The following is a 20,880-nucleotide window of genomic DNA, read 5'->3' as shown; positions in this document are numbered from 1 at the left end:
CTTTAATTCTGCCTGTCTGCCACCATATAACGCCTATCGTTTTCTTTTCAGACGGCCACAAGGCCGTCTGAATCCATCTTATTCAGGAGAAACCATATGAGCGACAACGTCCTGCTCCACTTGGGCGAAGAACCCCGTTTCGACCAAATCAAAACCGAAGACATCAAACCCGCCCTGCAAACCGCCATTGCCGAAGCGCGCGAACAAATCGCCGCCATCAAAGCGCAAACGTACACCGACTGGGCAAACACCGTCGAAAAACTGACCGACATTACCGAACGAGTCGGCCGCATTTGGAGCGTGGTTTCCCATCTCAACTCCGTCGTCGATACGCCCGAGCTGCGTGCCGTATACAACGAATTGATGCCTGAAATCACCATTTTCTTCACCGAAATCGGTCAAGACATCGAGTTGTACAACCGCTTCAAAATCATCAAAAATTCTGCCGAATTTGACACCCTCTCCCCGGCGCAGCAAACCAAGCTCAACCACGACTTGCGCGACTTCGTCCTCAGCGGTGCCGAATTACCGCCCGAACAGCAGGCAGAATTGGCGCAACTGCAAACCGAAGGCGCGCAACTGGGTGCCAAATTCGCACAAAACATCCAAGACGCGACCGACGCTTTCGGCATTTACTTTGACGATGCCGCGCCGCTTGCCGGCATCCCCGAAGACTCCATCGCCATGTTTGCCGCCGCCGCGCAAAGCGAAGGCAAAACAGGCTACAAAATCGGCCTGCAGATTCCGCACTACCTCGCCGTTATCCAATACGCTGACAACCGCGAACTGCGCGAACAAATCTACCGCGCCTACGTTACCCGCGCCAGCGAATTGTCTGACGAAGGCAAATTCGACAACACGGCAAACGTCGAACAAACGCTTGCAAACGCGCTGAAAACCGCCAAACTGCTCGGCTTCAAAAACTACGCCGAGCTGTCGCTGGCAACCAAAATGGCGGATACGCCCGAACAGGTTCTGAATTTCCTGCACGACCTTGCCCGCCGCGCCAAACCATTTGCCGAAAAAGACTTTGCCGAAATCAAAGCCTTTGCACGCGAGAGCCTGAATATCGAAGATCCGCAATCTTGGGATTTGAGCTACGCCGCCGAAAAACTGCGCCAAGCCAAATACGCCTTCAGCGAAACCGAAGTGAAAAAATACTTCCCTATCAGCAAAGTATTGGCAGGCCTGTTTGCCCAAATCAAAAAACTCTACGGCATTGAGCTGGCTGAAAAAACCGTCCCCGTTTGGCACAAAGACGTGCGCTATTTCGAGCTGAAACAAGACGGCCAAACCATCGGCGGCGTTTACATGGACTTGTACGCACGCGAAGGCAAACGCGGCGGCGCATGGATGGATGGCTACAAAAGCCGCCGCCGTTTCGCCGACGGTACGCTGCAACTGCCGACTGCTTACCTCGTCTGCAACTTCACCCCGCCGGTTGGCGACAAAGAAGCGCGTTTGAGCCACGACGAAATCATCACCCTCTTCCATGAAACCGGCCACGGCCTGCACCACTTGTTGACCCAAGTTGACGAAGTGGGCGTATCCGGCATCAACGGCGTCGAATGGGACGCGGTCGAGCTGCCCAGCCAATTCATGGAAAACTTCGTTTGGGAATACGACGTATTGGCGCAAATGTCCTCGCACGAAGAAACCGGCGCGGTATTGCCGAAAGAGCTGTTCGACAAAATGCACGCGGCTAAAAACTTCCAACGCGGTATGTTCCTCGTCCGTCAAATGGAATTTGCCCTCTTCGACATGGAAATCTACCATCAGGAAGATGAAGGCCGTCTGAAAGAATGGCCGCAAATCTTGGACAAAGTGCGTCAAGAAGTCGCCGTGACCCAACCGCCGGCATACAACCGCTTCGCCTTGAGCTTCAGCCACATCTTCGCCGGCGGCTACTCCGCAGGCTATTACAGCTACGCATGGGCGGAAGTTTTGAGTGCAGACGCTTACGCCGCTTTTGAAGAAAGCGACGATGTTGCCGAAACCGGCCGCCGCTTCTGGAAAGAAATACTGGCCGTCGGCGGTTCGCGCAGCGCAGCAGAATCCTTCAAAGCCTTCCGCGGCCGCGAACCAAGCCTGGATGCCCTGCTCCGCCACAGCGGTTTCGACAACGCAGTTTGATTTGAAAATCCGCCGTTTTAATTGCTGATTCAACGCTAAAGGCCATCTGAAATGTTTCAGACGGCCTTTCGGTTGGCACAATTAATGAGGAACAATAAATACGTCCAATCTCTAACAATTTTTTCGGAAGAAACTGAAGTCCGTATTTCAAACCCCAATCTCCCCCTGCCCATCGCTAAAATTAGTTTTTGCCCTTTTTATCGCCTGCTGCCAAACGCATATTGATAAATTCCATCATCAAATCTTTTTTCGTCCAGAAAAAGGTTTTCATTTTTTCCAAAGAATAGATTTTCCGAATCATCGCCGGCAATCCTGCATGAACGATGGCCGCGACTTCGCCATTGGTTGTTTCGTTGTCCATGGCGGCTTTGAGGTTTAGATTGCGCGTATTCAGGTAGTTGCTAAGCTCTTTTCTGACGCTGTTGCTGATTTCGAATTGTTTCATGTTTTCCGTCCATAATGTTTTTATAATTAAATAGCATAGAATTCTAACAAGTTTTTTGCATTGTGCATATCCCAACTTGCATATTATTGCAGAATTTACAATTTGGCTTTTGGGTAAAATCATGCCTGCAACACATTGTTGCGGCGCACCCTGTCGGATTGTTTTGACTATTTTGTTTCGGCTTGGGCCGCATTGCGGATAAAATAACGGTTTTAGGTGTTGAGGCCGTCTGAAATGTATTTGTGGTTTAAGCTGTTGCACATATTTTTTGTGATTTCTTGGTTTGCAGGACTGTTTTATCTGCCGCGGATTTATGTGAATCTGGCGCAATTGGAACCCGGCAGCGCGGAATATGTACGGCTGACGGATATGTCGCGGCGGCTGTACCGCTTTATGTCGCCTTTGGGCTGGGGAACGCTGATATTCGGCGCGGCCATCGGCTTTGTCAACAATTGGTGGGGCAACGGCTGGCTAGCGGTTAAATTATTGTGCGGCCTGCTGCTCTTGGCCTACCAGCTTTATTGCGGCCTGTTGCTGCGCCGTTTTCAAAACGGCAGCAATGTGTACTCGCACCGCTGGTATCGGGTATTCAACGAACTCCCCGTTTTGATGATGGTGGCCGCGCTTTATATGGTGGTTTTCAAGCCGTTTTGATCTTCAGACGGCCTGTTTGATAAATAAGGAAAGAATTCATGACGGTTGAAATCGAACGCCGCTTTTTGCTGGCGGATGACAGTTGGCGCGAAGCGGCAGGCGAGCCGCTGGTATTGCAACAGGGCTATTTGAGCGTGGAAAAAGAGCGCACCATCCGCGTGCGGATTATCGGTTCGCAAGCCTGGCTGACCCTGAAAGGCTATATTTCCGATATGACGCGCAGCGAGTTTGAATACGAAATCCCGCTGGCTCACGCGCAGGCGATGATGGCGGATATGTGCCCGTTTAAAATGGAAAAATACCGCTATCGGGTCGAATTTGAAGGCTTTGTGTATGAAATAGACGAATATTTCGGCGACAATGCGCCATTGATTGTGGCGGAAATCGAATTGCCGTCTGAAGATACCGAGTTCCCCAAACCGTCTTGGTTGGGCAAGGAAATCACGTCAGACGGTAAGTTCACCAATGCGTATTTGAGCAAACATCCGTATTCGTCTTGGACGGAATAACGAGTACAACCCACATACAAAAAAGGCATGTATCGCACATGCCTTTTTTCTTTTCAGACGGCCTGATTTGCCTTACCGATATTTGAATTAAGCTGCTTTCGACATACTGTTTCAAATATCGGGCAAGCCCGTGTGTTTTATCCGTGGAACCTTACGCCGGACGGCAGGCAACCATGTAGTTGACCTCGGTCGAGTCACACAAAGAATAACGGCCGCTCAACAAATTGTAGGTCATGCCCTTGCTGCCGACGGTATCCAATCCGGCTTGGCGGCACATACGTGCGAGTTCTGCCGGCGTGATGAATTTTTTCCAGTCATGCGTGCCTTTGGGAACGAATTTCAACAGATATTCCGCACCGACAATCAGATGCAGATAAGATTTGGGATTGCGGTTGATGGTGGAGAAAAACACCATGCCGTCTGGTTTGACCAGTTTCGCACAGGCTTGAACGATGGCGGCCGGATCAGGAACGTGTTCCATCATTTCCATACACGTTACCACGTCAAAACTGTGCGGCTGCTCGGCGGCGAGATCTTCGACACGGATGCAGCGGTAATCGATATTGGCAACATGTTGAGCGGCCGCATGGGCAGCGGCGGTTTGCAGGGATTTTTCTGCCATATCGATGCCGGTCACGTGTTCTGCGCCACGTTTGGCCATGCTTTCCGACAAAATACCGCCGCCGCAGCCTACATCCAGCACGCGTTTGCCTGCCAATCCGGCATAGCCGTCGATATAGTCGAGGCGCAAGGGGTTGATGTCATGCAGGGGCTTGAATTCGCCATTTTTATCCCACCATTTGTCGGCGATTTGGCTGAACTTGGCGATTTCGCCGGCATCTACGTTGTCGTGTTGATTGCTCATGGTTATGCTCCTGCATAAAATAATTCGCCTGATTTTAGCCGATTGTGCTTCAAAATAAAATGTTTCAGACGGCCTTTGCCCGTTTATCGGCCCTATTTCAACTTTCATCCGCCTGCCCATAAAAAACGCACCTTGTGGTAAGGTGCGTTTCAATCGGTGCGATTTAGAATTTAGCGCCAGATTCGTTGGCCATGTAGTCAACTGCGGCTTTCACTTCGTCGTCGCTTAAGCTGCCGTTGCCGCCTTTGGCAGGCATGGAATTGAAGCCTTCGAGGGCGTGTTTGTGCAAGGTGTCTTTGCCTTGTTTAATGCGAGGCGCCCAGTCTTCTTTTTTGCCTACGGCAGGAGCGCCGGGAATCAAGCCGCCGTGGCATGCTTTACAGTTCGCTTCAAAAACGGCTTTGCCGTCCACTTTGGCGGATTCGGCAGGCTTGGCTTCAGCGGCAGGCGCTTCGGCTTTCTCTTCGGGTTTGGCGGCTTCTTCAGGTTTCGCAGCTTCCTCCGCTTTGCTGGCGGCGGCTTCAACCTTATCGGCAGCTTCTTGAGCGGCAGATGCAGTCGCATCGGCAGCAGAAGCGGCTTCGTTTTTCACTTCAGATGCAACGGCTTGAGCAGTCTCTTGTGTCTCCTGTTTAGCCTCTTGGGAACAAGCTGTCAAACCAGCCATCATCATTATGGCAATCAGTAATTTGTTCATGTTCTGTCTTTCCTTAATTTTATTTAAATCACTGTTTTATATAAACAGCTTAAAAATTCTAGCACAGAAACTAATCCGTTCGAACTAGACTATAATAAATATTGGCATAAATCAGATTTTGTCACAAAAACAGGAAAAACATATTGACACCACACCTCTACTCAGATAGAAATCCACGCCCATTTGTCATTTGGCGTGATAATTTTCATTTTATTGTTCAATCAGTTATACTCTTAAATCTTAATGTTTCTTTTTAAATTCAATTTTTTACAAACTTTCCAGATAATACCATAAGCATTAAACCGCCTCTTATCCTAAAAAGGCCGTCTGAACCCCAATCAGGTTTCAGACGGCCTTTTTGAATCATGTTAATAAACATTTGCCGTTTGCCTATGCGAAAGACGCCAGCAGATTTACTTGTTTATGTAGTTATCCATATCCCGACTACAATTTAATCCATTGCCGCCATTAGTCTTTTGCCAATGTTTCAGCTTCCGCCCACAATCCCCGCTTCTGCTCTGCCGTCAATTTCTTAATGCCGATTTCCCGTTTTAACGCTTCACTTTTGCTCAGGCCGTCTGAAACAATGCGCATCTCGACAGGCTTGTTCAACCGCGTGTATTTCGCGCCTTTTCCTGACAAGTGCGCCGCAAATCGTTCTTGCGGACGGTTGCTGATGCCGCAATAAAACGCGCCGTTTTCGCACAAAATCAGGTAAACGCTCCAATTGTCCGCGTTCATAAATCCCCCTCTTTGGCAAAACTCTCGGTAAAAATGCGCACGGCAGCCTCGGTTTTGGCAGACTGCACACGATAAGGCGTTACCAAATAAAGGCTGACCGGTGGTAATGTCCATTCAGGCAAAACCGCTTTCAGACGGCCTTGTACAATTTTCTCCCTCACTTCGCCGCCCACTTGTAAAGACAAACCGAAACCACTTTCGGTCAGACTACACACGGCGGCAAGATGCGTACAGGCAATGCTGTCGGCGATATCGAGAAAATAGCTTTCGCCGCCATGTTGCAAGGTCGTGCGGACAGGTAAAAAATGCAGCCAGCGGTGTGCATGAAGCTGAGAGGGATGGGTAATGGGCGGATACCGGTCGAGATAATCGGGTGCGGCGCAAATGATGTACGGCCAAGTCGCGAGATGGCGCGCAACCAAGTTGGGATCGTCCAAAGCCCGGTCGCCGCCGCGTATGGCGATGTCAGTCTGATTGTGTTGCAGGTCGTCCAAAGTATCGCTGAAATTAAGGACAGGACGGATTTTTGGGAACTCGGTTTGCAATCGCGAAAAGGCCGTCTGAAAAGCGCGGGAGCCGATGACCGTAGAAGTCAGGGAAATGCGCAATTCGCCGACGGGTTCGGTTTTCAGATTATCGATAACGGTACGCGTATCGGCAAGGGTGGCAGCGAGACGGCGGCAGTATTCGCCCAAAGCGCGGCCTGCATCGGTAGGCGCAAGGCTGCGCGTACTGCGGTTTAACAGCTTGATGCCGTGCAGGGTTTCGAGGCGGTTGATGTGCTGGCTGACGGCAGACGGCGTCATGCCCAGCGCGGCCGCAGTGGCGTTCATACTGCCGTGTTCGAGGACGGTAGCGAAAACAAGCAGGGGTTTAATGTCTTGCATTTCGACTAATTATGTAGTTCAGCTTCACAATAATAACAGTAAATCAGGGATTATCAAGCGTTTCAGACGGCCTTACAATGCACTCATCTAATCAATCACATCCCAACAAGGAGTAAAACATGAAAATCGCAGTGATTGGTGCAACAGCTTATGTCGGCAACGCAAGCAAAGTTTTCCAAGTGCAAAATATTGTCGTCGTCTCCACATACGAATAAAATCTGTCGGCAATTTATATCAAAATTACAAAAATATTTTGAACAAAGTGAAGGAACTGTACCAGAGTAGTAAGGAGCCCATCCTGAAAAGATGTAGATCATAAATTGCATATTGTGAGCAACAATCCGCTCCGCTACCGATCTTTTCTCACGCAAGCGCTGATGGTTAAGATGATCTGAAAGCATCTCTCTAATTTTTCAGACGGCCTCAATTTTCCCTGTACTCTATTTCAAGGAGTTTTCATGACACCTCAAACTGTCTTAGATTTCTGGTTTACCGAAGAAAACCACCCTTTCCAATTTGCCCGCAACAATGGATTCGATGCCCAAATTCGCGCTCAATTTTTCGATATCTGGCAGCAGGCAGCTCGCGGCGAACTTTCACACTGGCGCGATACTCTGCAAGGCAGGCTCGCCGAAATCATTATTCTTGACCAATTCTCGCGCAATCTGTTCCGCGACAGCCCTCAAGCGTTTGCCCAAGATACTGCTGCACTCATTCTTGCCCAAGAAGCCGTTCGCCAACCCGGCTTCGCCGACCTCCTTCCGCATGAACGCCATTTCATGCTGATGCCGTTGATGCACAGCGAAAGCCAAGTTATCCATGAACAAGCCGTACCGCTGTTTGAACGCTATACCAATGAAAACGCATTGGCCTTTGAAATCAAACACAAAGTCATCATCGACCACTTCGGACGCTATCCGCACCGTAACGCCGTATTGGGGCGTAAAACCACGGAAGAAGAAGCAGAATTTCTGAAGCAGGAAGGTTCATCATTTTAATTCCATCAAAGTCAAAGGCCGTCTGAAACCGAAATCAAGGTTTTCAGACGGCCTGCATCATCGTGAAATCACTATATAATACCGTCTATTAAATTCCAGATACGAGCCAACCATGTCCGCAACCCAACCCACCATCGCCGCCATCGCCACCGCACCCGGACGCGGCGGCGTCGGTGTGATCCGTCTTTCCGGCAAAAACCTGCTGCCTTTGGCGCAAACCCTCAGCGGCGGCAAAACGCCCAAACCGCGTACCGCGCTTTACACCGACTTTCTCGGCGGCGACGGACAGCCGATAGACAACGGCATCCTGCTCTACTTCGCCGCCCCCGCCAGCTTTACCGGCGAAGACGTGATTGAATTGCAGGGACACGGCGGCCCCGTCGTGATGGATATGCTGCTTTCGCGCTGCCTCGAACTGGGCACTCGTATGGCGGAGCCGGGCGAATTTACCAAACGCGCCTTCCTCAACAACAAACTCGACCTTGCCCAAGCCGAAAGCGTCGCCGACCTCATCGACGCCTCCAGCAAGTCCGCCGCACGCATGGCGTTGCGTTCGCTCAAAGGCGCGTTTTCCCAACACATACACGAGCTGGTGGACGACCTTATTACTTTGCGGATGCTGGTCGAAGCCACGTTAGACTTCCCCGAAGAAGACATCGACTTTCTCGAAGCCGCCGACGCGCGCGGCAAGCTCCAAGCCCTGCAAGGCCGTCTGAAAACCGTCCTCGCCAGCGCGGAACAAGGCGCAATTTTGCGCGAAGGCATGAACGTCGTCCTCGTCGGCGCGCCCAACGTCGGCAAATCCAGCCTGCTCAATGCCTTGGCTGGCGACGACATCGCCATTGTAACCGACATCGCCGGTACCACCCGCGACACCGTGCGCGAACAAATCACCCTCGACGGCGTGCCCGTCCACATCATCGACACCGCCGGCCTGCGCGAAACCGACGACGTGGTCGAACAAATCGGTATCGAGCGCAGCCGCAAAGCCGTTTCCGAAGCCGATGTCGCCCTGATTCTGATTGACCCGCGCGAAGGCGTGAACGCCAAAACCCAAGCCATTTTGAACAGCCTGCCCGAAGGTTTGAAAAAAATCGAAATCCACAACAAAGCCGACCTGACCGGCGAACCCGTCGCCGTCCGTTCAGACGGCCTCGCTCAAACCGGCGCGGAAAGCGTCATTAGCCTGTCAGCCAAAACCGGCGCCGGCCTCGATTTGCTCAAACACGCGCTGTTGCAGGAAGTCGGCTGGCAGGGCGAAAGTGAAAGCCTGTTCCTCGCCCGCAGCCGCCACCTCAACGCTTTGCACGAAGCCGAAGCCGAGCTGGAAAATGCCGCCCTCTGCAACAACAACCAAATCGAGCTTTTCGCCGAACACCTGCGCCTCGCCCAAAACGCCTGCAGCGAAATCACCGGCGAATTTACCGCCGACGATTTGCTGGGCGTGATTTTCTCGCGCTTCTGTATCGGCAAATAAAACGGTTTGCCATCAAATACAAAGGCCGTCTGAATGTTCAGACGGCCTTTTTTATCACCAAAACAAGCTTAATTTCACTTGCGTTTATTTATTGGCAGCTTCTGCCATATTTTTTGCGATTTTGGTCGCACCAACTGTCAAACCGGACATGCCGATCAAAGAAGCTGCGGCCAATTTAATTAATGTTTTCATTTTAACTCTTTTCTGTGTATTTAAGGGTGTGTTGTGTATTTTTTATTTGGCGGCATCAGCCATATTGTGGGCGATATTGGTTGCGCCGACGGTCAGGCCGGACATACCGATTAAAGAGGCTGCTGCCAGTTTGATTAAAGTTTTCATTGTTTATCTCACTTTCTTGTCTGTCGGCCGAAAAACGGCCTAAGTTGCGTTTTCTGAAGTATTGTAATTAATTCGTTTATGATTGAATTATTTGTGTACTACCGTTTCGATATTACGGGAGATGCCGATGGCAGAAGCTGATATTCCGGACATACCGATTAAAGAAGCGGCAGCAAGCGTTATTAAATTTCCCATTTTAAGTAGTCCTTTTTCATAGATACAAAATGTTATTTAACAACATACACATTTTTTCGTCGGCATCTGCGCTGCAAACAGGACGAATCATACCGTGTTAATTGTTAATTAATACAACTTTTCTGTAAAGAAAAAATACTAAAAACATACATAACAAAGATTTTAGTTAATTTATATTTTGTTTTGAAAATGACACCGATGTCTTTCTCAATGACACCGATGTCTTAATTACATACACACTACAAACGTATCTTGTTGCGCCCATAAAATCCCTCCTTTTTTGTTGTAAAATCGCACTCTAAATTAAATATATTTTTAAATTCAAAATGTTATAGATCTATCTTTTTCACAACCTAAATGTTCAATTAGTCAAAACCAATACCTTTGATAGCTTCTTTTAAAGAAAACACACGTTTCTAGTACATATCCGACCATAAAATGCGCTGCAAATATATGATATAGTGAAACATTCTGCGTATTGACTATTTCCAGCATGAACAACACCCTAATCCTGACCGGCGCGGCCGCATTTTTTATCGGCGCGCTGTTTGCTTGGCTGATAACACGCTACCAAGCCCAAAGCCGACACTTTATTGTTTTGCAAGAATTGGCCGAAAGTCGCCGCCTACATGAGTTTGCCGAACAGGTGCAGGCTCAAACTGCGGCGGATTTGGCGCAAAGCCGCCATACCGTGCAGGAATTGCAAGACGAATTGCAGGAGACAGGCAACCGCTTTGCCGCAGCCGAAAAACAGATTGCCTATCTGCAAGATTGCGAGGCCGAAGCCGAAGCTTTAAAACACGAATGTGCAAAATGGCAGCAAAGTGCGCAAAACCTGCAAATCAACAACGAACGCCTAAACACTCAGCTGGTTCAAGAACAAGCATTGAGTGCAGATAAAAATACGCTTTTGCAACAACAGGAAGCGGAAAAAGGCCGTCTGAAACAAGACTACGACACGCTTTTGGAGCAAAACCATGCGCTGCAAGTCCAAAACGAACGCCTCTCCACACAACTGACGCAAGAAAAAGCCAATATCGACGACAAAAACAGCCTTTTACAACAGCAAGAAACCGAAAAAGGCCGTCTGAAACAAGAATACGCCGCCCTTTTAGAGCAAAACCACGCGCTTCAAGTCCAAAACGAGCGCCTCAACACCCAATCGGAAAAAGACCGTCAGGCTGCCGAAGAAAAACTAGCTCTATTGGCGGACGCGCGTAAAAACCTGAGCGACCAGTTCCAAAACCTCGCCAACACTATTTTGGAAGAGAAAAGCCGCCGCTTTACCGAACAAAACCACGACCATCTCCAGCAACTGCTCAATCCGCTCAACGAACGCATCCACGGCTTCAGCGAGCTGGTTCAGCAGACTTATGAAAAAGAAGCCAAAGAGCGCTTGACCATCGAAAACGAGCTCAAACGCCTGCAAACACTCAACACCCAGCTCCACCACGATGCCAAAGCGCTGACCACTGCGCTGACCGGCACGCAAAACAAAACCCAAGGCAACTGGGGCGAGATGATTTTGGAAAGCGTATTGGAAAATTCCGGTCTGCAAAAAGGCCGCGAATACATCGTTCAAGCTTCCAGCGTCCGCCACGAAGCAGACGGCACCCAGCGCCGCCTCCAGCCCGACGTCCTCATCAATCTGCCCGACAACAAACAAATCGTCATCGACTCCAAAGTATCGCTGACCGCCTACGTCCGCTATACGCAAAGCACCGGCGCAGAAGCAGAACGCGAGCTTGCCAACCACGTCGCTAGCATCCGCGCCCATATCAAAAGCTTGGCAGCAAAAGACTACACCGACCTTGAGGGTGTCAAGACGCTGGATTTCATCTTTATGTTCGTCCCTGTCGAACCGGCCTACCTCCTCGCCCTGCAACACGATCCGAACCTCTTCCAAGAGTGTTTCGACAAACGCATCATGCTGACCGGCCCCAGCACCCTGCTCGCCACCCTGCGCACCGTTGCCAACATCTGGCGCAACGAGCAGCAAAACCAAAACGCGCTGGCCATTGCCGAGGCAGGCAGCAAACTCTATGACAAATTTGTCGGCTTTGTCGAAAGCATGGATGGCATCAATAAAGCGCTTAGTCAGGCTCAATCCCAGTTTCAGACGGCCTATGGCCGCTTGGTTTCCGGTAGGGGCAACCTCATCAGCAGCACCGAAAAACTACGCAAATTGGGCATCAAAGCCAGCAAACAGCTGCAACGCGATTTATTAGAAAAAGCTATGTCGGAAAACGAAGACCACGCCGCCTTACCGACCGCACAAGACCAAGAAAATGACTGACAAAATTTAAAACATTGCAAATAAAGGGAATTTAACCAATGAGCAACATCACCATCGTCCTTGCCGCCGATACCGGCTACGCCGAGCAGGTTCATACCCTAATGAAGTCCGTCTGTACGCACAATACAGGTGTCAATTTCTACCTTATGCACAACACCTTCAGGAAGGAATGGATCAACTATACCAACCAAAAACTCGCCGCCAGCGGCAGCCGTCTGAATGATGTCAAAATCGAAATGGACTTCAGCCAATATCGCCGCCTGTCCCATATTTCGGATGCCGCATTTTTCCGCCTGATGATGCAGCACCTGCCCGTCGACCGCGCCCTTTATCTCGACAGCGATATGGTGGTTACCCAATCCCTGCACGATTTATTCAACCTCGATATGCGCGGCTATCCCGTCGCCGCCGTACAAGATTCCTATCTCGCCCGTACCGATTGGAACCATCCGACCGGCCTGCATACCACGCCCTATTTCAATTCCGGTATGCTGCTGGCTGATTTGGGTCAATGGCGCAAACACAATATCGCAGCGCAACTGCTGCAAACCGCCGCCACCATTGATAAAACCGTCCCCTACGGCGACCAATGCTTTCTAAACACCGTATTTCAAGAAAACTGGCTGCAATTGGAAGAATCTTGGAATTACCAAACCGGCGCCAGAAGATTTTTCCAAACATACGACCTTGACGAAATGTTCCCTCTGCCGGATACCACCCCGCCCATCATCCACTACACCTCACGCGCCAAACCGTGGTTGTGCGATTACGGCAAGATTCCTTTTGAAGAAATCTATTGGCAATACTATTGCGCCGACTGGCCGGAAACGTAGTCTCAGACAGGGAATACTCTTCCCTTGCCTCAATTGACCTTAAAACAACCCATCATCAAAAACAAAGGCCGTCTGAAATCGTTTCAGACGGCCTTTAAGCCATAAAAAAACAGGCAGAACATTCTACCTGTTTTGTGTTCAAACCCGACCATAAAGCAGGCTTTGCACCCACCCTCAGTCAGCGTTATCGTTATCCGATTAGATACCGCGCAACAATTCGTTCACGCTGGTTTTCGCACGGGTTTGCGCGTCCACACGTTTGACGATAACCGCGCAGTAGAGGCTGTGGCTGCCGTCTTTGGAAGGCATGCTGCCGGATACAACAACCGAACCTGCCGGTACGCGGCCTTGATAGATTTCGCCGGTAGTACGGTCAAGGATTTTGGTGGATTGACCGATGAATACGCCCATAGAAATCACGCTGCCTTCTTCGACAATCACGCCCTCAACGATTTCAGAACGCGCACCGATAAAGCAGTTGTCTTCAATAATGGTCGGGCTGGCTTGCAGAGGCTCGAGTACGCCGCCGATGCCGACGCCGCCGCTCAAGTGCACGTTTTTACCGATTTGCGCGCAAGAGCCGACAGTCGCCCAAGTATCGACCATCGCACCTTCGTCAACGTATGCGCCGATGTTGACATAAGAAGGCATCAACACGACATTTTTCGCCACAAAGCTGCCGCGGCGGGCAATCGCACCCGGAACTGCACGGAAACCTGCGCTGCGGAATTCGTCTTCAGACCAATCGGCAAATTTAGTCGGCACTTTGTCGAAGTATTTGTTCACACCGTCGTTGAGGATTTCATTGTCCTGAATGCGGAAAGACAGCAATACGGCTTTTTTCGCCCATTCGTTGACTTTCCATTCGCCCACACCCAAACGCTCGGCAACGCGCAGTTTGCCGGAGTCGAGTTGATGAATGGTTTCCAAAACCGCTTCACGCACTTCGGGAGTAACGGTATTCGGATTGATTTCGGCACGGTTTTCAAAAGCCGTTTCAATGATGTTTTGCAAAGACATGTTGATTCCTTCAAGAGATCAGGGCCGTCTGAAACCTATTCAGGCCACCCTATTACAAATATTTAACTCGTTATTTTGCCATGTAAAAGCGATTTCGTCAGCTATTAACATGATGAGCGCCGAGCATTACACGACCGGATTTCGGTTAAGCCAAGATTTTCAGACGGCCTATCCAAGAAAGTTGAATCGCATTTATTTTCTAACTAATTTTCCAGCTACGATATACAGACTATCGCTTCTGCCGACACGCCGTGCCGATAAATCAATCTTTGCCACCAATCTTTTGCAGCAGATTTTCAGCCACCACGCCGCATTCGATATTCCGCTTTAACGGTTTCGCATTCAAATCCTTCAAGGCCGTCTGAAAGTCGGCAAAATCCATCAACTGTGAACCGAAACGGCGCATATGTTCGGTATCCTGCTGACAGTCTATCAGCGCAACGCCCAAATCCGCCAAAAACGGGACGGCGCAGGCAAACGCAATCTTGGACGCATCGGGACGCAAGGCAAACATCGATTCGCCATAAAACACGCAGCCGATTTGCACGCCGTAAAACCCGCCTGCCAACTGCATTTCGCCTTGCTCATCCGGCAGCCAGCATTCAAACGAATGCGCATGCCCCTGATGGTGCAGCTTCAAATAGGCCGTCTGAAACGCAGGTTCTATCCACGTTCCGTCCTGTTCCGGACGCGGCACATTGGCGCAATGGGCAATCACTTTTTCAAAACAGCGGTTGACCGTTACCCGATACGGCTTGTGACGCAAAGTTTTGGCGAGCGAACGGCCTATATGCAGGCTTTCCGGCACAATCACGGCCCGCGGCGCAACCGCATACCAGAAAAACCAACCGTCGCGGCTAAACCACGGAAAAATCCCCTGCACATACGCCGACAGCAGCCGCCCCGTATCCAAATCACCGCTGACACCAACCAAGCCGTCGCATTCTGCCAAAGCGTAAGACGGGTCGGGGAAACAATAATCCTGTGGCGCAAGAAAAGGAATCTTCATCGTAAAGCCCATAAAGTTTCAGACGGCCTCAGGCTGAAAATGCCCAAGGCCGTCTGAAAAATCAACATACAAACTGATTAACGTTTGGTTTTGGTTTGGCATTCGCCACATACGCCGTACATATACAGCGCGTGATCGACAATGCGGTAGCCGTTTTCTTCGGCAATTTTGTCTTGCAGCGCTTCGATTTCCGGATTGTGGAATTCGGTTACTTCGCCGCATTTCACGCAGACGATGTGGTCGTGGTGATCGCCTTTGTCCAATTCGTAAACCGCTTTGCCGGTTTCAAAATGGTGGCGTTGCAAAATGCCGGCCTGTTCAAATTGGGTCAGCACACGGTAAATCGTCGCCACGCCGATTTCCACACCCTCTTCCAACAGGATACGGTACACATCTTCCGCACTCAAATGCTCCTCGGCATGAGTCTCGAACAAGTCCAAAATTTTCAAACGTGGACCCGTAACTTTCAAACCGCTGTCTTTCAATTGCGCAATGTTGCTGAATTTTTCCATAATATTCAATATCCCTGTAAGGTAATAACCGTTATAATACGCACTTTCCGCCCGTTTGCCCACTATTGGACCGTTAAAGGGCGACAATCTGCCGCCGGTCTTGCAATTGAAAATCGGCGAAAAGAAAAATTAAGAAGATGATTATCGTTTGCTTTTTAAAAATATTCAAGCGATGATAAACATCTTTCCCGAAATGACACAGAAAGGTAAGCCCGTGAATAAAGCCTTATGCCTTGCCATCGCCGCTATTTTAGGTCTGGCCTCATGCAGTGCCGAGCGCGTATCCAACTTTCCATCCTACAAACTCAAAATCATTCAAGGTAACGAGCTCAATCCCCGCGCCGTGGTTTCCCTGCGCCAAGGTATGACCCGCGACCAAGTCCAACTGCTGCTCGGCACGCCGCTCCTGCGCGACGCCTTCCATGCCGACCGCTGGGATTACACTTTCAACACCAGCCGCAACGGCATCATCAAAGAACAAAGCAACCTGACCCTGTACTTTGAAAACGACGTCCTTGCACGAGCCGAAGGCGATGCCATTCAGAAATCCATCGAAGCGGTTCAAGCTGGACAAAACGTCGTTCCAACTACCGAAACCAACGCGAAATAAGGAAGCCCCATGAGCGCATTGAAAATCGCCATTGCCGGCGTCAACGGCCGCATGGGTCGTGTTTTGGTTGAAGCGGTCAACAACCATCCCGATGCCGTCCTCTCCGGCGCACTCGAGCATTCCGGTTCGGAAGTATTGGGTTTGGATGCAGGCTTCGCCTCCGGCCTCAAAACCGGCGTTGCCATTTCAGACGACGTGGATGCCGTACTGGCTCAAAGCGATGTCCTCATCGACTTTACCCGCCCCGAGCCAACCCTGAAACACCTACAAAAATGCGTGGAAAAAGGCGTCAACATCATCATCGGCACGACCGGTTTTGATGATGCAGGCAAAGCCGCCATCCAAGCCGCAGGCGAAAAAATAGGCGTTGTTTTCGCCGCCAACTTCAGCGTCGGCGTCAACCTGACCTTCCATATCCTCGACACCGTCGCCCGCGTGTTAAACGAAGGCTACGACATCGAAATCATCGAAGGCCACCACCGCCACAAAGTCGATGCCCCAAGCGGTACCGCATTGCGTATGGGCGAAGTCATTGCCGACGCCCTCGGCCGCGACCTCAAAGAATGCGCCGTTTACGGCCGCGAAGGCCATACCGGCCCGCGCGATCCGTCCACCATCGGTTTTGCCACCGTCCGCGCAGGCGACATCGTCGGCGACCACACCGCCCTCTTCGCCACCGACGGCGAGCGCGTGGAAATCACCCACAAGGCCAGCAGCCGCATGACCTTTGCCGCCGGTGCCGTACGCGCCGCAGTTTGGGCAAACGGCAAAAAAGGCCTGTACGATATGCAAGACGTACTGGGTTTGAAAAACCGATAAACCCGCATCATCAGGTTTCATACCTTACAAGGCCGTCTGAAAGCACAACGTCGATTTTCAGACGGCCTTATTAACAAAGAAAGCCCCACCATGTCCTATCAACAAATCACCATCAACGTCAACGATGCCGTCGCCGAACGCCTTGCCGACGCGCTGATGGAACACGGCGCATTGTCCGCCGCCATTGAAGATGCCTACGCCGGTACAGAAAACGAGCAGGCCATTTTCGGCGAGCCGGGCATGCCGACCGAACAAATCTGGCAACAAAGCAAAGTCATCGCCCTTTTCGGCGAAAGCGACGATGCCGCTTCCATTATCGAAGCCGCCGCGCAGGAATGCGGTTTGAACGATTTGAAATACACCGGCGAAATCCTTGAAGATCAAGACTGGGTACGCCTGACCCAAGCGCAATTCGACCCGATTCAAATTTCCGACCGCCTGTGGATTACCCCGTCTTGGCACGAAGCACCCAACGGCAACGCCGTCAACCTGCAACTCGACCCGGGCCTTGCCTTCGGCACAGGCAGCCACCCGACCACACGCCTCTGCCTCAAATGGCTGGACACGCAGCTCAAAGGCGGTGAAAGCGTATTGGACTACGGCTGCGGCTCAGGCATTTTGGCCATTGCCGCCCTCAAACTCGGCGCAGGCTCCGCCATCGGCGTAGACATTGACGAACAAGCCATCCGCGCCAGCAAAGACAATGCCGCACAAAACAACGTCGACGCGCAGTTCTACCTGCCGGACGGCCTGCCGCAAGGTCAATTTGATGTCGTTGTCGCCAACATTCTGGCCAACCCGCTGCGTATGCTCGGCGAAATGCTTGCCGCGCGTACCAAACAAGGCGGCCGTATTGTCTTGTCCGGCCTTTTGGACGAACAAGTCGAAGAACTCAGCGGCATTTACAGTCAATGGTTCAACATCGAGCCTGCCGAAATCGAAGAAGGCTGGGCGCGATTGAGCGGCGTCAAACGCTAAACCTGTTTTCCGATACAAAGGCCGTCTGAAATTTAATCTTTCAGACGGCCTTTTTGCACTTAAAACGCTGAATATTCCAGCAAAATCAGGTATAATTGCCTATTATTTTGACCTTTCGGAACACATCCGCCGCGCCCGTTTGACATTTCATTGTGCGTACGGAAAAATTCCTTGAAATTCAGCAAGAAAAGACCATGACTGACCAAAAACACGAAGAATACGGCGCCGACAGCATACAAGTGCTAGAAGGCTTGGAAGCGGTACGCAAACGCCCCGGTATGTATATCGGCGACACGCAGGACGGCAGCGGCCTGCACCACATGGTGTTCGAGGTGCTCGACAACGCCATTGACGAAGCGCTCGCCGGACATTGCGACAAAATCACCGTAACCATCCATGCCGACAATTCCGTCAGCGTGGCCGACAACGGCCGCGGCATGCCGACCGGCATCCACCCGAAAGAAGGCCGCTCCGCCGCCGAAGTCATCATGACCGTCTTGCACGCGGGCGGCAAATTCGACAACAACAGCTACAAAATCTCCGGCGGCCTGCACGGCGTGGGCGTCTCCGTCGTCAACGCGCTGTCCGACTGGGTAACGCTGACCATCTACCGCGACGGCAAAGAACACTTCGTCCGCTTCGTACGCGGCGAAACCGAAGAGCCGTTGAAGGTTGTCGGCGATTCCGACAAAAAAGGCACGACCGTACGCTTCCTCGCCAGCAGCGAAACCTTCGGCAACGTCGAATACAGCTTCGACACCCTTGCCAAACGTATCCGCGAACTCTCCTTCCTGAATAACGGCGTAGACATCGAGCTGATCGACGAACGCGACGGCAGACATGAAAGCTTCGCCCTCTCTGGCGGCGTGGCCGGCTTCGTGCAATACATGAACCGTAAAAAAACGCCGTTGCACGAAAAAATCTTCTACGCGTTCGGCGAAAAAGACGGCATGAGCGTCGAATGCGCGATGCAATGGAACGACAGCTACCAAGAAAGCGTGCAATGTTTTACCAACAACATTCCGCAACGTGATGGCGGTACTCACCTGACCGCATTACGCCAAGTGATGACTCGTACCATCAACAACTATATCGAAGCCAACGAAGTGGCTAAAAAAGCCAAAGTGGAAACCGCCGGCGACGATATGCGCGAAGGCCTGACCTGCGTTTTGTCCGTCAAACTGCCCGATCCGAAATTCTCATCGCAAACCAAAGACAAACTGGTTTCCAGCGAAATCGGCCCCGTTGTCAATGAAGTCATCAACCAAGCCCTGACCGACTTCCTTGAAGAAAACCCGACCGAAGCCAAAATTATCACCAGCAAAATCGTCGATGCCGCCCGCGCGCGCGAAGCCGCACGAAAAGCCCGCGAAATTACCCGCCGCAAAGGCGTGATGGACGGCTTGGGCCTGCCGGGTAAACTTGCCGACTGCCAAGAAAAAGACCCTGCCCTGTCCGAACTCTACCTCGTCGAGGGCGACTCCGCAGGCGGTTCCGCCATGCAGGGCCGCGACCGCAAATTTCAAGCGATTTTGCCGCTCAAAGGTAAGATTTTGAACGTCGAAAAAGCACGTTTTGAAAAAATGCTGGCCAGCCAAGAAGTCGCCACGCTGATTACCGCTTTGGGCGCAGGCATCGGCAAAGAAGAATTCAATGCCGAAAAACTGCGCTACCACCGCATCATCATCATGACCGATGCCGACGTGGACGGCGCGCACATCCGCACCCTGCTCCTGACCTTCTTCTACCGCCAAATGCCCGAGCTGGTCGAACGCGGCTACATCTACATCGCCCAGCCGCCTTTGTACAAAGCCAAATACGGCAAACAAGAGCGCTATCTCAAAGACGAATTGGAAAAAGACCAATGGCTACTCGGTTTGGCCTTGGAAAAAGCCAAAATCGTTTCAGACGGCCGTACCATCGAAGGCGAAGAGCTTGCCAATACCGCCAAACAATTCCTGTTGGCCAAAACCGTCATCGAGCAAGAAAGCCGCATCATTGACGAACTCGTCCTGCATGCCATGCTGCACGCTTCACCGGTCGATCTCAGCACGGCAGAAAGTGCAGACCGCGCCGTTGCCGAATTGAGCGGCCTCTTGGACGAAAAAGAAGTCGCACTCGAACGCATCGAAGGCCACGAAGGACACCAGTTCATCAAAATCACACGCAAACTGCACGGCAATGTGATGGTGAGCTACCTCGAGCCTAAGTTCCTCAACAGCAAAGCCTACCAAACCCTTACCCAAACCGCCGCCGCACTCAAAGGCATGGTCGGCAAAGGGGCAAAGCTCTGCAAAGGCGACAACGAATACGACATTGACAGCTTTGAAGGCGCTTTGGACATCTTAATGAGCGTTGCCCAAAAAGGCATGTCCATCCAACGATACAAAGGCTTGGGCGAGATGAACCCGGAACAACTTTGGGAAACCACGATGGATCCTACCGTCCGCCGCCTCCTGAAAGTCCGCATCGAAGACGCCATCGCCGCCGACGAAGTGTTCGTAACCCTGATGGGCGACGAAGTCGAACCGCGCCGCGCCTTCATCGAAAACAACGCCCTGCTGGCGCAAAACATCGACGCCTAAGCATGAGAAGATAAAAGGCCGTCTGAAAAACGATTTTCAGACGGCCTGAGACCTTTGCAAAATTCCTTTTCCCCGATGGCCGAAACCTAAATAAAGATTTTCGGCTGTTTTTATTTCAAATATCCATTGATTCTACTCAAATACCCCCTTAATCCCCCCTTGGATACCTGATTAATCAGGTATCCGGCCGCCTTTTAGGCAGCAACAGGCACACTTAGCCTGTTAGCCGCTTTCAAAAGGTTCAAACACATTGCCTTCAGATGGCTTTGCGCACTCAC

Annotated in this window: 19 protein-coding genes and 1 pseudogene; 12 read left to right on the top strand and 8 right to left on the bottom strand. The window is 51.2% G+C overall.

Translation table 11 applies throughout. The features are described from left to right. Positions 1-96: 96 nt before the first annotated feature. A complete protein-coding gene (locus ACTHS4_RS06725; protein WP_440365630.1) occupies positions 97-2,133 on the top strand; it encodes a M3 family metallopeptidase in 2,037 nt (678 codons plus the stop codon). Positions 2,134-2,314: 181 nt separating this feature from the next. Here the strand turns inward: ACTHS4_RS06725 and ACTHS4_RS06720 are convergent, their stop codons facing one another. Next, positions 2,315-2,578, bottom strand: coding sequence for a hypothetical protein (locus ACTHS4_RS06720; RefSeq protein WP_036492715.1), 264 nt, complete (start codon positions 2,576-2,578; stop codon positions 2,315-2,317). A gap of 234 nt (positions 2,579-2,812) precedes the next feature. Between ACTHS4_RS06720 and ACTHS4_RS06715 the strand changes: the two genes are divergently transcribed. Then, on the top strand, positions 2,813-3,232 hold the full coding sequence (locus ACTHS4_RS06715) for a CopD family protein (RefSeq protein WP_036492713.1): 420 nt from the start codon (positions 2,813-2,815) through the stop codon (positions 3,230-3,232). A 38-nt stretch (positions 3,233-3,270) separates the two neighbouring features. Further along, positions 3,271-3,741 carry a CYTH domain-containing protein gene (locus ACTHS4_RS06710; protein WP_003749055.1) on the top strand — a complete coding sequence of 157 codons (471 nt, stop codon included), beginning with the start codon at positions 3,271-3,273 and terminating at the stop codon, positions 3,739-3,741. Between the two features lie 151 nt (positions 3,742-3,892). Here ACTHS4_RS06710 and ubiG read toward each other — a convergent pair whose 3' ends face one another. The 4 genes from ubiG to ACTHS4_RS06690 all read right to left on the bottom strand — a co-directional run bounded on the left by ubiG (position 3,893) and on the right by ACTHS4_RS06690 (position 6,931). Then, the gene (gene ubiG / locus ACTHS4_RS06705) at positions 3,893-4,606 is read right to left on the bottom strand and encodes a bifunctional 2-polyprenyl-6-hydroxyphenol methylase/3-demethylubiquinol 3-O-methyltransferase UbiG (RefSeq protein ID WP_049333599.1); all 714 of its coding nucleotides are present in this window, start codon (positions 4,604-4,606) and stop codon (positions 3,893-3,895) included. Positions 4,607-4,769: 163 nt separating this feature from the next. Further along, the gene (locus tag ACTHS4_RS06700) at positions 4,770-5,303 is read right to left on the bottom strand and encodes a c-type cytochrome (RefSeq protein ID WP_371460280.1); all 534 of its coding nucleotides are present in this window, start codon (positions 5,301-5,303) and stop codon (positions 4,770-4,772) included. A gap of 468 nt (positions 5,304-5,771) precedes the next feature. After that, positions 5,772-6,044, bottom strand: coding sequence for a GIY-YIG nuclease family protein (locus ACTHS4_RS06695; RefSeq protein WP_440365629.1), 273 nt, complete (start codon positions 6,042-6,044; stop codon positions 5,772-5,774). Then, positions 6,041-6,931, bottom strand: coding sequence for a LysR family transcriptional regulator (locus ACTHS4_RS06690; RefSeq protein WP_371460283.1), 891 nt, complete (start codon positions 6,929-6,931; stop codon positions 6,041-6,043). Before ACTHS4_RS06690 ends, ACTHS4_RS06695 begins: the two co-directional genes overlap by 4 nt. Positions 6,932-7,050: 119 nt before the next feature. On the opposite strand from ACTHS4_RS06690, the pseudogene ACTHS4_RS06685 reads away from it, so the two are divergent. The 5 genes and pseudogenes from ACTHS4_RS06685 to ACTHS4_RS06665 all read left to right on the top strand — a co-directional run. Continuing rightward, positions 7,051-7,134: pseudogene (locus tag ACTHS4_RS06685) on the top strand (NAD(P)-dependent oxidoreductase); the annotation flags it as partial. 255 nt (positions 7,135-7,389) lie between these two features. Next, positions 7,390-7,929, top strand: a complete 540-nt coding sequence (locus tag ACTHS4_RS06680) for a DUF924 family protein (RefSeq protein WP_004520918.1) — start codon at positions 7,390-7,392, stop codon at positions 7,927-7,929. A gap of 112 nt (positions 7,930-8,041) precedes the next feature. After that, complete coding sequence (gene mnmE, locus ACTHS4_RS06675) at positions 8,042-9,406, top strand: tRNA uridine-5-carboxymethylaminomethyl(34) synthesis GTPase MnmE (protein WP_371460284.1); 1,365 nt, start codon at positions 8,042-8,044, stop codon at positions 9,404-9,406. A 1,027-nt stretch (positions 9,407-10,433) separates the two neighbouring features. Then, the gene (rmuC, locus tag ACTHS4_RS06670; RefSeq protein ID WP_440365628.1) at positions 10,434-12,236 is read left to right on the top strand and encodes a DNA recombination protein RmuC; all 1,803 of its coding nucleotides are present in this window, start codon (positions 10,434-10,436) and stop codon (positions 12,234-12,236) included. Positions 12,237-12,274: 38 nt separating this feature from the next. Continuing rightward, positions 12,275-13,069 (top strand): glycosyltransferase family 8 protein, encoded by a 795-nt coding sequence (locus ACTHS4_RS06665; protein WP_070825831.1) that lies wholly within the window; start codon positions 12,275-12,277, stop codon positions 13,067-13,069. A gap of 198 nt (positions 13,070-13,267) precedes the next feature. On the opposite strand, the gene dapD is transcribed toward ACTHS4_RS06665, so the two are convergent. The 3 genes from dapD to fur form a co-directional block, all read right to left on the bottom strand. Next, positions 13,268-14,089 (bottom strand): 2,3,4,5-tetrahydropyridine-2,6-dicarboxylate N-succinyltransferase, encoded by an 822-nt coding sequence (dapD, locus tag ACTHS4_RS06660; RefSeq protein WP_070825830.1) that lies wholly within the window; start codon positions 14,087-14,089, stop codon positions 13,268-13,270. Positions 14,090-14,351: 262 nt separating this feature from the next. After that, positions 14,352-15,098 (bottom strand): leucyl/phenylalanyl-tRNA--protein transferase, encoded by a 747-nt coding sequence (aat, locus tag ACTHS4_RS06655; RefSeq protein WP_070825908.1) that lies wholly within the window; start codon positions 15,096-15,098, stop codon positions 14,352-14,354. A gap of 77 nt (positions 15,099-15,175) precedes the next feature. Continuing rightward, entirely contained in the window at positions 15,176-15,673 is a 498-nt protein-coding gene (gene fur, locus ACTHS4_RS06650) for a ferric iron uptake transcriptional regulator (RefSeq protein ID WP_003682812.1), read from the bottom strand. Between the two features lie 151 nt (positions 15,674-15,824). Here fur and ACTHS4_RS06645 point away from each other — a divergent pair, with 151 nt between their 5' ends. From ACTHS4_RS06645 to gyrB, 4 genes are all read left to right on the top strand, one after another. Then, positions 15,825-16,220, top strand: a complete 396-nt coding sequence (locus ACTHS4_RS06645; protein ID WP_039862532.1) for an outer membrane protein assembly factor BamE — start codon at positions 15,825-15,827, stop codon at positions 16,218-16,220. Between the two features lie 9 nt (positions 16,221-16,229). Next, on the top strand, positions 16,230-17,039 hold the full coding sequence (dapB, locus tag ACTHS4_RS06640; RefSeq protein WP_003684215.1) for a 4-hydroxy-tetrahydrodipicolinate reductase: 810 nt from the start codon (positions 16,230-16,232) through the stop codon (positions 17,037-17,039). A gap of 90 nt (positions 17,040-17,129) precedes the next feature. Next, positions 17,130-18,017: a 50S ribosomal protein L11 methyltransferase gene (gene prmA, locus ACTHS4_RS06635; RefSeq protein ID WP_070825829.1), complete on the top strand. Its 888-nt coding sequence runs from the start codon at positions 17,130-17,132 to the stop codon at positions 18,015-18,017. 194 nt (positions 18,018-18,211) lie between these two features. Further along, the gene (gene gyrB, locus ACTHS4_RS06630) at positions 18,212-20,602 is read left to right on the top strand and encodes a DNA topoisomerase (ATP-hydrolyzing) subunit B (protein ID WP_070825907.1); all 2,391 of its coding nucleotides are present in this window, start codon (positions 18,212-18,214) and stop codon (positions 20,600-20,602) included. Positions 20,603-20,880: the final 278 nt, after the last annotated feature.

Source organism: Neisseria sp. P0014.S009, from assembly GCF_051958155.1.
GTDB lineage: Bacteria > Pseudomonadota > Gammaproteobacteria > Burkholderiales > Neisseriaceae > Neisseria > Neisseria flavescens_C.
The sequence above is the reverse complement of the archived record's forward strand: the minus strand, read 5'-3'. Positions and strand labels throughout refer to the sequence as shown.